Genomic DNA, 14619 nt, shown 5'->3' on the forward strand with positions numbered 1-14619 from the left:
GGCGCAGGCGACGGCTCGGCACCGCCACCGCCGTGGCGTACGTCCTGCTGTGCAGCAGCGTGGTCTGGCTCTGGTGGGACGACGCCAGCGGGCCGGACGGGTTGGTCGGGGCCAACGCCTACGTCTGGATCAGCCTGGCCCTACTGCTGTGCCTGCCGATCGGCGGCCAGCCGGTCGGCGAGGTGGATCAGCGCCAGCCGGTAGCCGTCCACGCCGAGTCCGGCGATCACACCGGTGGCGACCGCGGAGACGACCGAGTGGTGCCGGAACTCCTCCCGCGTGTGGATGTTGGAGATGTGCACCTCGACCAGCGGCCCGCGGAGCATGGCGCAGGCGTCCCGGACCGCGTACGAATAATGTGACCAGGCGGCCGGGTTGAGCACCACCGCGGCCTGCTCGTCGGCGGCGGCGTGCAGCCACCCGAGCAGTTCGTGTTCGGCGTCGGTCTGCCGTACCTCGACGTCGAGGCCGAGTTCCCGACCGGTGCGCTCGCAGAGGTCGACCAGCCCGGCGTAGCTGGTCAGCCCGTACACGTCGACCTGGCGGGTGCCGAGTCGGCCGAGGTTGGGACCGTTGAGGACGTACACCTTCGTCACCGGGCCACCGCCTCGTCGTACGCGGCGCGCAGCAGTTCCTCGTCCGGCCCCTCGAGGATCGCCGGCCGGGCCAGCCCGTCGAGTACGACAAAACGCAGCCGGGCGCCGCGCGCCTTCTTGTCCACCCGCATCGTGGCCAGCAGGTCCGGCCAGGCGTCCGCCCGGTAACCGGTGGGCAGGTCGAGCAGTTCGAGCACGCTGCGGTGCCGGTCGGCGGTGACCGGGTCGAGTCGGCCGGCGAGCCGGGCCAGGTTGGCGGCGTAGACCAGGCCGACCGACACGGCGTGTCCGTGCCGCCAGCGGTACCCCTCTGCCTTCTCGATCGCGTGCGCCAGGGTGTGCCCGTAGTTGAGGACCTCGCGTACCCCGGACTCGCGCAGGTCGCCGGAGACGACGTCGGCCTTGACCTGGATGGCCCGCTCGATCAGCTCCCGTACCACTGGCGCTCCGGCCCGGGTGGCGGCGACCGGGTCGGCCTCGACCAGGTCGAGGATGACCGGGTCGGCGATGAAACCGCACTTGACCACCTCGGCCAGCCCGGCGACCAGGTCGACCGGGGGCAGGGTGTCCAGGGTCGCCAGGTCGCAGAGCACTCCGACCGGCGGGTGGAAGGCACCGACGAGGTTCTTGCCCGCCCCGGTGTTGATCCCGGTCTTGCCGCCGACGGCCGCGTCGACCATGCCGAGCAGCGAGGTCGGCACCGCCACCCAGCGGACCCCGCGCAGCCAGCAGGCGGCCACGAAGCCGGCCAGGTCGGTGACCGCACCGCCGCCGACCCCGACAACCGCATCGGTACGGGTGAAGCCCGCCGCCCCGAGCCGGTCCCAGCACCGGGCGGCGATGTCGATGTTCTTGCCCGCCTCCGCGTCCGGCACCTCGACCAGCAGCGGCGTACGCCCGTCGGCGCGTACCTGCTCGGCGAGCGCGTCGGCCAACGCCTTGAGCGGTGGTGCGTAGAGCACGGCGACCCGGTCCGCGCCGGGCAGCAGCGCCGGCAGGCTGTCGAGCAGGTCCCGGCCGACGAGGACGTCGTACGTCTGCTCGCCGCCGATCGAGATCTTCGTCAACTCGTCCATCGGGGCCGAGCCTAGTGCGCCCCCGTCAGGGTGCCGCGCAACCGGTCGCCCAGGTGTCCGGATGGCGGGCGGCTGCTCAGGTGTCCGGATGGCGGGCCGCGAGGGCGGCGAGCCGGGTGGCGTGTTCGGCCAGCGCGGTACGCAGCTCGTCCGGCTTGCGGATGGTGAACGGCCAGCCGAGGCCGGCGAGCAGTTGGGCCATCCCGTCCAGGTTCTCCGCTCGGGCGCGTACCAGGACCCCGTCCGGCGCCTCGATCAGCTCGGCCACGCTGGGCGGGATCCGGCGGCGGGCCTCGGTCAGGTCGGTTTCCAGCAGCACCTCGACCGACCAGGCGTACGGCACCCCGGCCAGCGACCGGGCCACGTGTCCGGCGGGGTCGAACCCGTCCGGCACGGTGAACTGCCCCGCTCCCCCGTCGGCCGGGTCCGGCGCCGACGGTTCGACGGCGGCGATCCGGTCGAGGCGGAAGGTGCGGATCTCACCACGCCGGTGGTCGTGGCCGGTGACGTACCAGCGGCCGGCGTGGAAGACCAGGCCGTACGGGTCCAGGTCGCGACGGGAGTCCTCGCCCCGCCACGAGCGGTAGGTCAGGCTGACCCGGCGGCGGGACCGGGTCGCCGCCCCGAGGGTGAGCAGCACGCTCGCCGCCGGACCGGCCGTCTCCGTACGCCGCCGGGTGGTGAAGCCGAGCGTCTGCCGTACGGCGGTGAGCCGGTCGGCCAGCGCCTCCGGCAGCACCCGACTGATCTTGCCCAGGGCGACGGCGGTCGCCGGTGCCTCGGTGCCGAGGCCGAGCTGTTCCGCCGCGACCAGCCCGAGTACCACCGCCACGGCCTCGTCGTCGGTGAGCATCAGCGGCGGCAGCTTGTAACCGGGCAGGAGCCGGTAGCCGCCGTACCGCCCCCGTTGTGCGGTCACCGGGATGCCGAGTTCCTCCAGGGTGCGGGCGTACCGGCGGACGGTTCGCTCGTCGACCCCGAGCCGGGCGCTGAGTTCCGCCCCGGTGAGCCGGTGCTGGCTCTGGAGCAGTTCGAGCAGGCCCAACACCCGAGCTGCGGGATGTGACACAGACCACCCTCCAATACCGGACCGATCCTGCCCGGATTCGATCGTACGCTCTACCGGACGGCACAAAGCAACGCGGACGACATCGAGCAACGCGGACGACATCGAGCGATGGGAGACACGGGGATGAGCACGTTCGTACTGGTTCCGGGATTCTGGTTGGGCGCGTGGGCGTGGCAGGACGTGACCGCCGCGCTGCGGGCGGACGGGCACGAGGTCCACCCGGTGACCCTGACCGGGCTCGCGGACCGCGCCCACCTGATCGGTCCCGAGGTGGACCTGGAGACCCACACCGCCGACATCGTCGGGCTGATCGAGGCGGCGGACCTGCGGGACGTGGTGCTGGTCGGACACTCCGGCGGCGGCCTGCCGGTCACCCAGGCCGCCGACCGGATCCCGGACCGGATCGCCCGGGTGGTCTACGTCGACAGCGCCCCGCTGCCCGACGGCGTCTCCCAGTTCGACACCAACCCGCCCGAGGAACAGGAACGCACCCGCGGCCTGGTCCGGGACGGTCAGCTACCGCCGCCGGCCTGGGACCCGACGGCCGACCCGGAGAACCTGGCCGGACTGGACGAGCCGGCGTTGGCGCTGCTGCGGGAGCGGGCCACCCCGCAACCACTGCGCACCGCCACCGACCCGGTCCGGCGTACGGGAGGTCGGGCGGTGCCGACCACGCTGGTGGCCTGCACCTTCCCGGTGGACGTGGTCCGCTCGATGATCGACCAGGGGGTGCCGATGTTCGCCGAGCTGGCCGGGGCGGACATCCACGGGTTGCCGACCGGCCACTGGCCGATGCTCAGCGAGCCGAAACGCCTGGCCGACCTGCTCGACTCGATCGCCTCCGCGTAGCAGTTACGACTTGAGTAGGTGCAGGATCTCGTCGGCCACCTGCTCCGGCGTACGCCCGTCGGTGATCACGGTGTGCGCGGCGACCTCCTGGTAGAGCGGTCGCCGCTGGTCGAGCAGGTACTTGAGGGTGGCGCGCGGGTTGATCGCGAGCAGCGGTCGACCCGCGCCGAGCCCGACCCGCCGGATCGCGTCGGTCAGCTCCACCGACAGGTAGACCACGGTGCGCCCGGCCAGCGCCGCGCGGGTCGACTCGGCCAGGATCGCGCCGCCGCCGAGGGCGAGCACCCCGTCGAACTCACCCAGCGCGGCCAGCACCGCGTCTCGTTCGAGCGTACGGAAATGCTCCTCGCCCTCGTCGACGAAGATCTCGGGGATCGGCTTGCCCGCGGTCGCCTCGATGTCGCCGTCGGTGTCCCGGAAGCCGACACCGAGCGCGGTGGCGAGGACCTGACCGGTGCTGGACTTTCCGGATCCTGGGGCGCCGACCAGGACGCAGATCGGGGCCATCAGCGGATCACCAGGTGGTCCAGGTAGCCGCCGAGGTTCCGTTGGATCTCGGCGATCGAGTCGCCGCCGAACTTCTCCGTCGCCGCCTCGGCCAGCACCAACGCCACCATCGCCTCGGCGACCACGGCGGCGGCGGGGACCGCGCAGACGTCGGAACGCTGGTTGATCGCGGTCGCCGGTTCACCGGTGGTCACGTCGACCGTGGCCAGGGCCCGGTTCAGCGACGAGATCGGCTTCATCGCGGCGCGTACCCGAAGGGGTTCTCCGGTGGTCATGCCGCCCTCCAGGCCGCCGGCCCGGTCGGTGACCCGGCGCACCCCGGTCGCGGTCGGCACGATCTCGTCGTGCGCGACCGACCCGCGCGAGCGGGCCTGGAGCCAGGCGTCGCCGATCTCCACGCCCTTGATCGCCTGGATCGACATCAGCGCGGTCGCGAGCCGGGCGTCGAGCTTGCGGTCCCACTGCACGTGACTACCCAGCCCCGGCGGCACGTTGTAGGCGAGGACCTCCACGATGCCGCCGAGCGTGTCCGCGTCCTTCTTGGCGGCGTCGACCTCGGCCACCATCCGGGTGCTCGCCTCCGGGTCCAGGCAGCGCAGCGGGTCGGCGTCGATCCGCTCGGCGTCCTCGGGACGGGGCTGGAGACCGGGCTTGGCCGCGACCGAGCCCAGCTCGACCACGTGCGAGACGATCTCGATGCCGAGCCCCTGCCGGACCAGCGCCTTCGCGACGGTGCCGACGGCGACCCGGGCGGCGGTCTCCCGCGCGCTGGCCCGCTCCAGGATCGGGCGGGCGTCGGTGTGACCGTACTTCTGCATGCCGGCAAGATCGGCGTGGCCGGGGCGGGGGCGGGTCAGTGGGGCGTTTCGTGCCTGGCTGGCCAGCTCGTCCGGGTCGACCGGGTCGGCCGACATGACGGTCTGCCACTTGGGCCACTCGGAGTTCCCGATCCGTACGGCAACCGGGCTGCCCAGGGTGACCCCGTGCCGTACCCCACCGATGATCTCGATCTCGTCCCGCTCGAACGCCATCCGCGCGCCCCGGCCGTAGCCGAGCCGGCGACGGGCCAGCTCGGCGATGATCTGCTCGCTGGTCACCTCGATCCCGGCGGGCACCCCTTCGAGGAGCGCGACGAGGGCGGGGCCGTGCGACTCACCCGCGGTCAACCAGCGCAACAAGGCAGCGAACCTTTCCTTCTTCATCCGTGCCGGACGGTCCTGGCGTTCCGCGACCAGCTTGCGGATGCCAGTTGCCCAGTCTGGCACGCGCCGGACCCGCTCCGGCTGAACCCCACCCCCTGTCCCGGCGTACGGACGGGTGACCGCTACGTGTCCGCCGTTTCGGGCCGGGTAACGCATCAACCCCGTACATCAAAGAAGATGTACCCACACCATCTTTGAGGCTCTTGTGACGCTTCCGTGGGTGGTTGGGCGCGTCGTTGTGGGGCACGCCGTTGTCCTGCCTAGGTTCTGGCTTGTCGAAGGTCAGAACTTTCAGTGGCGGGAGAACGGCGTGCGTAATGCCAGGTTATGGGCTCGATTGCTCGGCGTCGAGAAGACGGTGGTCGAGGGTGTCGAGTTCGATGAGGATGCGGGTGTGGTGGTGGCGTCGGTGCGGCCGGGGCGTGGTCAGCGGCGTCGGTGTGGGGTCTGCGGGCGGCGGTGTCCTGGTTATGACCGGGGTGAGGGGCGTCGTCGGTGGCGGGCGTTGGATTGGGGAACGGTCCGGATGTTCGTCGAGGCTGACGCGCCTCGGGTCCGTTGTGTCACTCATGGGGTGGTGGTGGCCGCGGTGCCGTGGGCGCGGCATGGTGCCGGACATACCCGTGGTTTCGATCAGACGGTGGCGTGGCTTGCCACGGTGTGTGCGAAGAGTGCGGTGACGGAGTTGATGCGGGTCGCGTGGCGGACGGTTGGTGCCGTGGTGGCCAGGGTCTGGGCGGATGTTGAGGCCGGGAACGATTTGCTGGCGGGGTTGCGTCGGGTGGGGATCGATGAGATTTCCTACCGGAAGGGCCGTAAGTATCTGCTCGTGGTGGTGGATCATGACTCGGGTCGGCTGGTTTGGGTGGCCAACGGGGCGAACCAGACCACCCTGGGCCGGTTCTTCGACCTTCTCGGCGAACGGCGGTGCGCGGAGATCAGTCACGTGTCCTGCGACGGGGCTCGTTGGATGAGTGACGTCATCACCGCTTACTGCCCGCAGGCGGTGCGTTGTGCTGATCCCTACCATGTGGTGGCGTGGGCGACCGAGGCCCTTGACGTCCAGCGGCGTCAGTCGTGGAACGCGGCCCGTGGGGCGGCGCGGGGTATCAGCCACAACCGGAGATCACGCGGGACGGCGAAGCTGCTGAACAACGCCCGGTGGGCGTTGTGGAAGAACCCCGAGAACCTCAGCGAACGTCAACGCGAGCAACTGGCCTGGATCGCCAGGACCGACCCCGTGTTGCACCGGGCCTGGGCCCTGAAAGAGGGCCTACGGACCGTGTTCGCGATCGCCAGACGCAGCCCGGCCGAAGCCGTCGAGGCCCTGGACAGGTGGATCAGCTGGGCCCGCCGATGCCGAATCCCGGGCTTCGTGAAACTCCAGCAACGGATCGTCCGTCACCGTCACGCGATCATCGCCTCGATCGAACACCGCCTGTCCAACGCCATCGTGGAGTCCACCAACACCAAGATCCGACTCATCATCCGCAGGGCCTACGGATTCCACTCCGCCGACGCCGTCATCGCCCTGGCCATGCTCACCCTCGGCGGCCACCGACCCAATCTCCCCGCCAGATAACCCACGGACCAGTCACAAGAGCCATCTTTGATGTACGGCCTTACAACAAGCCGACGACCGCCAACGGGAACAGACCCAACGACACCGGGGTGGGCCCGCCTATCCGGTCGAGCCGGTAGGCGGGCCCCACTGCGGCTACGAGTTGTCGTACAGGTCGAAAACCTCGGCATCGGACAACGCCCCGGCGTAGAGCTTCACCTGGTCGACCGCGCCACTGAAGTAGCCCCCGGTCGGTCCGGCCGCACCGAGGTAGAGCGGGGAGCTGGGCGTACCGGTGGCGCCGGCGCCGCTGGCCGTCTGCAGTACGCCGTCGACGTAGAGGCGAACCGAACCGGTGGCGGCGTCGAACACGCCGGTCAGGTGCACCCAGTCGTTCGTCGTCGCCGGTACGTCCGAGGTGGCGAGCGACCACGAACCGCCCGGCGAGTTGATCCCGAACGACCACCGGCCATCCGGCCCGGCCGACAGCTCCACCGACCCGTCGGTGCCGCCCTGTTGCACCAGAACCTGCTCCTGGGCGGTGATCGCGGCGATTCGGGCCCAGGTCGACACGGTGAGGGACTGGTCGCCAACCAGCACCGCCTGGGAGGTGGCGGCATGACCGTCGCCGACGGAGCCGTACCCCTCGGGCTGCGGCTCGTTGAACCACAACGCCTCGTTGCCGTCGTGCCCGGCCTCCGTGTAACCGCTCGTCTGCTCCGGCGAGTACGGATTGGTGCAGCCGTGCGGCCTCAGCCGCTGCGACCAGTAACTGTTGCTCGTCGCGTCACCGCAGCCCGACCCGAATTCGCCGTTGAAGTCCCAGGTGGCCACCTGGGTCGGCGCGAGGATCCCTGCGGTGGCCTGCGTACCCGCACCGGGATCCGACGGCGTACCCCAGAGGTCGTCGTGGGTCACCACCCGGTTCCACAGCCGGACTCCGCGGATCTCGCCGCTGTAGAAACCCCGGTCGGCATCATCGGCCCGGCCACGACCGATGGCCACCGGCCCGCCGGCCGCCCAACCCCCGCCCCGGTTCGACAACCAGGTGGCGGAGGGCGTAACCGTCGAGGTGCTGTCGAGTACGCCGTTCACCCACAGGCTGGCCCTGCCCTCGCCTTCGTCCCACACCCCGACGAGGTGCGTCCACTTGTCGGCGGGCGGGGTCACCGCCGCCCAGGCGGTGAGGAACTTAGGCTCGGCCCCGTCCTGCGCCGGGATTCGTATACGCCACTTTCCCGCCTCGCAGTTGTAGCTCAGCATGAATCCGCTGACGTGCGCCCCGTCGACCGACACCGCGGTCCGGTTGCCCTCCGGGCAACCGCCCGCCGAGGGTTGCCTGACCCAGGCGGCGACGCTGAACGAACCCGACGTGTCCAGGCCGGTTCCGGTGGCCGTGGCGACACCACGGGGACCGGTGCCGTCGCCGTCGAACCGCGCGGTCTGCTCGCCGACGATCCAGGTATCCGGGGCCCACCCGACATCGGGTTGCGTGAGCGTCAGGTGCGCGCCCCCGAACTGGTTCCTCAGATAGTGACCGTCGATGGTGTCGAGCGGCCAGTGGGCCACCGGCGCGGCCGGGGCGCCGACCAGGAAGGCGTACGAGGTGGTCGGGCTGCGCCGGTCCGCCCGGTCCAGGCTGTACACCTCCAGCGTGTTGAGGCCGTACCGGGGCGGGGTCAGCGCCACCGTGTGGGGGGCACCCGCCGTCACCTTGACCGTGGTCGCCGGCTGAAAGCCGCCGGCCCAGGCGTACACGTATTTCACCGCGCTCGGGGCGCCGGAGGCGAGGGTGAACAGGCCCGACACTCCCGGGCCGCCGTGGGCGACACCGTCGGCCGGGTACTCGACCGACGACACCGTCGGGAGGGGCAACGCGAGCCGCGGCGCGCCGGGGTCGACCGGGGCCGCATCGGCGGGGCTCCGGTCGGCGAAGTCGGTCGCGACCAGCAGTCCCGCGGCGAGCATCAGCACCGACGTCGACCGTGCCAAGCCGCGGACGGATCGGGCATAGCTCATGGCAGATGACAAGACGAACCTCCAATGTGTACGTCTCAGAAAGTCATCGAACCCTAGAGACGCCACCTACAGCGAGTCAAGATCTTTTCACGGTCAGGAACCTTGACACTCGCTGAACGTCAGCGGTCACCAGCAACCGGAGCGTCGGGCCACCAGCCGGAGCGTCAAGCCGAGGCGCGAGCGGAGAACAATGCCGTACGCATCGCCGCGACCGGTGCGGTCACACCGGTGAAGTGCTCGAACTGGCCGACCGCCTGGGCCAGCAGCAGGTCGAGTCCGGAGACGATCCTGCACCCCGCGTCGCGGGCGTCGGCGGCCAGCGGCGTCGGCCAGGGGTCGTAGAGCGCGTCGAAAAGCACCGTCGACGGCAGCCAGGAGATCTGTCCGGCGAGTGGATCGGCGACACCCTTCGGCACGGTGGAGATCACCACGTCCGCGATGGCCTGCTTGGGTGCGTCCGTCCAGTCCGCCGGGACCAGCGAGATCCCGAGCTTGCGCGCCACCGGCCGGAGTTCATCGATCGCCGCCGACCGCCGGGCCACCACGGTCACCCGCTCCGCCTGGAGTTGGACGGCCGCGGCCAGCGCCGCCCGTGCGGTGCCGCCCGCGCCGAGGACGGTCACGGTGGCGCCGGCCGGCACCCCGGCCGCCCGGAGCACCTCCACCATGCCGCGGACGTCGGTGTTGTCGGCGTACCAGGAGCCGTCTGGTCGACGTACCAGGGTGTTGGCGGCACCGACGGCGGCGGCGACCGGCGAGATCTCGCCGGCCACCGCGAGCCCGACCTCTTTCAGCGGCATGGTCAGGGACAGCCCGGCCCACTCGGCGCCGAGGCCGGCCACCAGATCCGGTAGCTCGGCCTCGGCGCACTCGATCGCGCTGTACGACCAACCGGTCAGGCCGGCCGCGCGGTAACCCGCATTGTGGATCACGGGCGAGAGGGAATGCGAAATCGGCTTACCCAGCACCGCCGCGCGTCGGGCCACGACCACTCAGAGGACGCCGTTCTCTCGGGCTTTCTGCTGGTTGCGCAGATGCTGGGCGTTGGTCTCGGCGAACTCCGAGTGCCCCTGCTTGTCGACCGCCACGAAGAAGTACCAGTCGCCCTTCGGCGGATCCATCGCCCCCTGCAACGCCAGCTTGCCGGGGTTGTCGATCGGGGTCGGGATGAACCCCTTCAGCTTGCGGTTGTACGGGTTCTTCGGGTCGTCCAGTTCTTTCGTGGTCATGTCCTTCGACGCCTTGGTCGGCAGGCCCCGGACGTCGAACCAGTAGTTGACCGTCACGTCCATCTCGAAGCACTCGCACGGCACCTCGGAGTTCGGCTTGAACAGCCGGTTGTACGCGACCCGGGCGACCTTGCCGAGGTCGTCGGGATTACCCGCCTCGACCTGCGCCAGCGAGGCCACGATCAGCGCCTCGTACGGGGTGACCCCGCCGAGGTTCTCCTGCACCACGTCGGTGAACTTGATCTGCCCGACGACGGTGAGGAATCCCTGCACCATCTCCTTGAGGATGCCCTCGGCGGTGGCGTTCGGCGGCAGATCGTACGTGTCCGGGAAGAGGAAACCCTCGATCGACGGGGTGACCTTCTTGCCGTCGCTGCGGGTGAACCAGTAATCCGGCACACCGAGCGCGAGCGGGTCCTTCGCCGCGGCCTCGAACTCCGCCACCGGGATCTTGGTGGTCTCCTCGAGCTGCTTGTAGACCTGCTTGGCGGTCAGACCCTCGCGAATGGTGATCTTGTTGGTCACCCTGGTCTTCGGGTCCAGCAGCAGGGTCAGCGCGGACTCACCCGACATCTGCTTGCGTACCTGGTAGAAACCCGGCTGGATGCCGGTGGCAGCCGAGTTCTTCTCCGCGGCCTCGACAAACGCCTTGGGGCTCTTGACCACGCCCTGGGTGACCAGGGTGTTGCCGATGTCGGCGAGGAAATCGCCGTCCTTGATCTCGATCACGACCTGTCCGGTGCCGGCGCCCTCGTAGTCGGGCGCGCCGAACAGTCCCTGGATCCGGTCGCCGGCGTACCAGACACCACCGCCGAGTACGGCGAGCAGGACAAGGGGCAGCACCAGGGCGAGCACGGTCTTGCCCCGGCCACCACGACCCTTGCGCTTCCGGTCGCGTACGCCACCGCGCCGGTGTTGTCCCTTCTCGGTTCGCTCGTCGAACGCGAGCTCCAAGTCGTCGATCATCTGGTCCGCCTCCGCTGCCCGTCTAGCCAGCTCTGCAGGATCTCGACTGCGGCCGCCTGATCGACCACAGCGCGTTGACGCTTTCCCCGAACGCCTCGCTCGGACAGCCTACGGGTAGCCACGACCGTCGACATCCTCTCGTCCGTGAGAGTCACCGGAACGGGGGCAATCGCCTCGGCCAGTCGGGTGGCGTACGCCTTGGTGTGGATCGCCGCCGGGCCGTGCACCCCGGCGAGATTCACCGGTAGCCCGACGACCACCTCGACAGTTCGATGCTCTTCGACGAGGTGCGCCAATTCCGAGATGTCCGTCGGAATCGCCTTCTCGTCCGTGGCGAGGTCGCGGGCCAGGGTGACCAGCGGGGTGGCCAGAATGGCGTCCGGGTCGCAGATCGCCACGCCCACCCGTACCTTTCCGACGTCGACGCCGAGCCGTACACCGGGCGAGAAATGCCCCATACCGATTGCCCTCCCCTCGCTGCATACGGAAAGCAGACCGCCGTGGTTCACGATCTGACCACGACGATCTGCCTCCGAGCAATCCATCACGCCTCGGCGATTGCCTTTTCCACGGTCCCGAGCAGGGTCGGCGCCTGGTCGGCCGGCACGCCGCCGCCCTGGGCCAGGTCGGCGTTGCCGCCGCCCCGACCGGACAGGGCCGCCTTGACCAGGTCACCCGCGGACAGGCCGCGTCCCTTGGCGGCGGCGTTCAGCGCCACCACCAGCGAAGCCTTGCCACCGGAACGGGCCGCCACCGCGACCACCGCGGGACGAGCCGCGTCGATCTTGCCTCGGATCTCCTGCGCCAGCGTCCGTACGTCGTTGCCGGCCGCGCCCTCCGGCGCCTCGACCCCGACGTACGCGACCCCGCGCACGTCACGGGCACCGGCCGCGAACGCCGCCGCCCCGCCCAGCACCATCTGCGCCCGGAGCTTCTCCAGCTCCTTCTCCGCGTCCCGCAACTGGGACACGGTCTGCTCGACCCGGTCGGCTACCTGCTCGTTCGGCACCCGGTAGAGGTCGGCCAGCCGGGACACCAGCAGGTGCTCCTTGGCCAGGAACCGGAACGCGTCGATGCCGACCAGTGCCTCGACCCGGCGTACGCCGGCACCGATCGAGGACTCGTTGAGGATCTTCACCAGGCCGAGCTGACCGGAACGGGCCACATGCGTACCACCGCAGAGTTCACGGGCGTAGTCACCGACCTCGACCACCCGCACCTCTTCGCCGTACTTCTCGCCGAACAGGGCCATCGCCCCGAGCCGGCGGGCCTCGGCCTGCGAGGTGATGAAGGCGTGCACCTCAAGGTCGGACAGGAGCACCTCGTTGACCTGCTGCTCGACGTCTGCGAGCACGCTCGGGGAGACACCCGTCGGGGTGTTGAAGTCGAACCGGAGCCGGCCGGGGGCGTTGAGCGAACCCGCCTGGGTCGCCGACTCACCGAGGAAGTTCCGCATGGTCTGGTGCACCAGGTGGGTCGCCGTGTGCGACCGGGAGATCGCCCGGCGCCGGGTCACGTCGATCTCGGCGAGACCGGCCTCACCCGTACGGACCTCGCCCCGGACCACCCGGGCCCGGTGCACGATCAGGCCGGGGACCGGCTGCTGCACGTCGAGGACCTCGACCTGACCGCCGCCGACCGTGATCAACCCCAGGTCGGGCTGCTGGCCGCCGCCCTCGGCGTAGAACGGGGTGGTGTCGAGCACCAGCTCGACCGTCTCCCCCTCCCCCGCCACCTCGACCGGCACGCCGGCCCCGGCGAGCAGGGCCCGGACCTTGGACTCGCGACTGACCTCGGAGTAGCCGGTGAAGGTGACCGGTCCGCCGTTGTCCAGCACCCCGCGGTACGCGGACAGGTCCACGTGTCCGGTCTTGCGCGCCTGTGCGTCGGCCTTGGCCCGGGAACGCTGGTCGGCCATCAGCCGCCGGAAGCCGTCCTCGTCGACCGTCAGCCCCTGCTCGGCGGCGATCTCCAGGGTCAGGTCGATCGGGAAGCCGTAGGTGTCGTGAAGTTGGAACGCCCGCTCACCGGTCAACGCCGGCTTGCCCGCCGACTTCGACTCCGCGATCGCGGTGTCCAGGATCGTGGTGCCCGCCCGGAGGGTGGACAGGAACGCGTCCTCCTCCGCGTACGCGTACTGGGAGATCCGGTCGAAGTCGCTGGCCAGCTCGGGGTACGACGGCGACATGCAGTCCCGGGCCACCGGCAGCAGCTCGGGCAGGGCCCGCTCCTGCCAGCCGAGCAGCCGCACCGAACGGATCGCCCGGCGCATGATCCGGCGCAGCACGTAACCGCGACCCTCGTTCGACGGGGTCACCCCGTCACCGATCAGCATCAACGCGGTCCGCACGTGGTCGGCGATCACCCGCAGCCGTACGTCGTCCGGGTGCGACTGGTTGGCCGCGTGACCCGAGTGGGCGCCGTACCGCTTCCCGGTCAGCTCCGCCGCCCTGTCCAGGATCGGCCGCACCTCGTCGATCTCGTACAGGTTGTCCACGCCCTGCAGGATCGAGGCCATCCGCTCCAGGCCCATGCCGGTGTCGATGTTCTTCGCCGGCAGGTCACCCAGGATCGGGAAGTCCTCCTTGCCGGTGCCCGGACCCCGCTCGAACTGCATGAAAACGAGGTTCCAGAACTCCATGTACCGGTCCTCGTCGACCTCCGGGCCGCCCTCGGCGCCGAACTCCGGCCCCCGGTCGTAGAAGATCTCCGAGCACGGGCCGCACGGGCCGGGAATGCCCATGGACCAGAAGTTGTCCTTCTTGCCCCGCCGGACGATCCGCTCCGCCGGCACCCCGACCTGCTTGTGCCACAGCTCGAACGCCTCGTCGTCGTCGAGGTAGACGGTCGGCCAGATCCGCTCCGGATCCAGCCCGAACCCGCCGTCGGCCTGCGACTTGGTGATCAGGTCCCAGGCCAGGCTGATCGCACCCGACTTGAAGTAGTCCCCGAACGAGAAGTTCCCGTTCATCTGGAAGAACGTCCCGTGCCGACTGGTCTTGCCGACCTCGTCGATGTCCGGCGTACGGATGCACTTCTGCACCGACACCGCCCGCTGGTACGGCGCCGCCTGCTGCCCCAGGAAGTACGGCACGAACTGCACCATGCCCGCGTTCACGAACAACAGGTTCGGATCGTTGATGGCGGGCAGCGGAGCGGACGGCACCACGGCATGGCCATTCGCCTCGAAATGCGCCAGGTACCGCCGCTTGATCTCCGCCGTTTTCATCGGGAGCCATCCTCCGGGAAAATCTCGTGGTCGCCGATCCGCGGGTCCCCGCGCAGGTCGGCGAATTGGTCGTCATACGCCACGCCCTCGGCGAAGGCGTTGTGGATCTCCTGCTCACGCTCGGCCATACCGGCCCGAACGTCGTCGATGAAGCCACGCAGTGACTCGACCGCCCCACCGGCGGACGCCGACAGCGACGTGGCGATGCCGCCCGGTGTGTACGACTGGGCGGTCCGGGTCACCTTGCGGACGACCAGCGCCCCGACGGCGAGCCCGATGCCCAGCCAGAGCAAACGCCTCATGGCCTTATCCTCTC

Annotated in this window: 13 protein-coding genes; 2 read left to right on the forward strand and 11 right to left on the reverse strand. The window is 70.2% G+C overall.

What is annotated here, in order from left to right:
* Positions 1 to 140 precede the first annotated feature (140 nt).
* The 3 genes from aroQ to OIE47_RS00420 all read right to left on the reverse strand — a co-directional run bounded on the left by aroQ (position 141) and on the right by OIE47_RS00420 (position 2741).
* The gene (gene aroQ, locus OIE47_RS00410; protein WP_326559455.1) at positions 141 to 596 is read right to left on the reverse strand and encodes a type II 3-dehydroquinate dehydratase; all 456 of its coding nucleotides are present in this window, start codon (positions 594 to 596) and stop codon (positions 141 to 143) included.
* Complete coding sequence (gene aroB, locus OIE47_RS00415; RefSeq protein ID WP_326559456.1) at positions 593 to 1672, reverse strand: 3-dehydroquinate synthase; 1080 nt, start codon at positions 1670 to 1672, stop codon at positions 593 to 595. The genes aroQ and aroB overlap by 4 nt, the downstream gene beginning before the upstream one ends.
* Positions 1673 to 1748: 76 nt before the next feature.
* Complete coding sequence (locus OIE47_RS00420; RefSeq protein ID WP_326559457.1) at positions 1749 to 2741, reverse strand: helix-turn-helix transcriptional regulator; 993 nt, start codon at positions 2739 to 2741, stop codon at positions 1749 to 1751.
* A 123-nt stretch (positions 2742 to 2864) separates the two neighbouring features.
* On the opposite strand from OIE47_RS00420, the gene OIE47_RS00425 reads away from it, so the two are divergent.
* Positions 2865 to 3590 (forward strand): alpha/beta fold hydrolase, encoded by a 726-nt coding sequence (locus OIE47_RS00425; protein ID WP_326559458.1) that lies wholly within the window; start codon positions 2865 to 2867, stop codon positions 3588 to 3590.
* A gap of 3 nt (positions 3591 to 3593) precedes the next feature.
* Here OIE47_RS00425 and OIE47_RS00430 read toward each other — a convergent pair whose 3' ends face one another.
* Together OIE47_RS00430 and aroC are read right to left on the reverse strand one after the other, a co-directional pair.
* The gene (locus OIE47_RS00430) at positions 3594 to 4097 is read right to left on the reverse strand and encodes a shikimate kinase (protein WP_326559459.1); all 504 of its coding nucleotides are present in this window, start codon (positions 4095 to 4097) and stop codon (positions 3594 to 3596) included.
* Complete coding sequence (aroC, locus tag OIE47_RS00435) at positions 4097 to 5275, reverse strand: chorismate synthase (protein WP_326562954.1); 1179 nt, start codon at positions 5273 to 5275, stop codon at positions 4097 to 4099. Before aroC ends, OIE47_RS00430 begins: the two co-directional genes overlap by 1 nt.
* Positions 5276 to 5609: 334 nt before the next feature.
* Between aroC and OIE47_RS00440 the strand changes: the two genes are divergently transcribed.
* Complete coding sequence (locus OIE47_RS00440) at positions 5610 to 6881, forward strand: ISL3 family transposase (protein WP_326562955.1); 1272 nt, start codon at positions 5610 to 5612, stop codon at positions 6879 to 6881.
* Positions 6882 to 7016: 135 nt separating this feature from the next.
* On the opposite strand, the gene OIE47_RS00445 is transcribed toward OIE47_RS00440, so the two are convergent.
* The 6 genes from OIE47_RS00445 to OIE47_RS00470 form a co-directional block, all read right to left on the reverse strand.
* Positions 7017 to 8828, reverse strand: coding sequence for a LamG domain-containing protein (locus OIE47_RS00445; protein WP_326562956.1), 1812 nt, complete (start codon positions 8826 to 8828; stop codon positions 7017 to 7019).
* A gap of 215 nt (positions 8829 to 9043) precedes the next feature.
* On the reverse strand, positions 9044 to 9871 hold the full coding sequence (locus OIE47_RS00450) for a shikimate dehydrogenase (protein ID WP_326559460.1): 828 nt from the start codon (positions 9869 to 9871) through the stop codon (positions 9044 to 9046).
* Complete coding sequence (gene mltG, locus OIE47_RS00455; protein ID WP_326559461.1) at positions 9872 to 11074, reverse strand: endolytic transglycosylase MltG; 1203 nt, start codon at positions 11072 to 11074, stop codon at positions 9872 to 9874. It lies immediately after the preceding gene.
* Complete coding sequence (gene ruvX, locus OIE47_RS00460; protein WP_326562957.1) at positions 11071 to 11532, reverse strand: Holliday junction resolvase RuvX; 462 nt, start codon at positions 11530 to 11532, stop codon at positions 11071 to 11073. Before ruvX ends, mltG begins: the two co-directional genes overlap by 4 nt.
* Before the next feature lie 86 nt (positions 11533 to 11618).
* A complete protein-coding gene (alaS, locus tag OIE47_RS00465) occupies positions 11619 to 14303 on the reverse strand; it encodes an alanine--tRNA ligase (RefSeq protein ID WP_326559462.1) in 2685 nt (894 codons plus the stop codon).
* The gene (locus tag OIE47_RS00470) at positions 14300 to 14605 is read right to left on the reverse strand and encodes a hypothetical protein (RefSeq protein ID WP_326559463.1); all 306 of its coding nucleotides are present in this window, start codon (positions 14603 to 14605) and stop codon (positions 14300 to 14302) included. The genes alaS and OIE47_RS00470 overlap by 4 nt, the downstream gene beginning before the upstream one ends.
* Positions 14606 to 14619 lie beyond the last annotated feature (14 nt).

Origin of the sequence: Micromonospora sp. NBC_01796 (assembly GCF_035917455.1) — a bacterium.
Taxonomy (GTDB): domain Bacteria; phylum Actinomycetota; class Actinomycetes; order Mycobacteriales; family Micromonosporaceae; genus Micromonospora_G.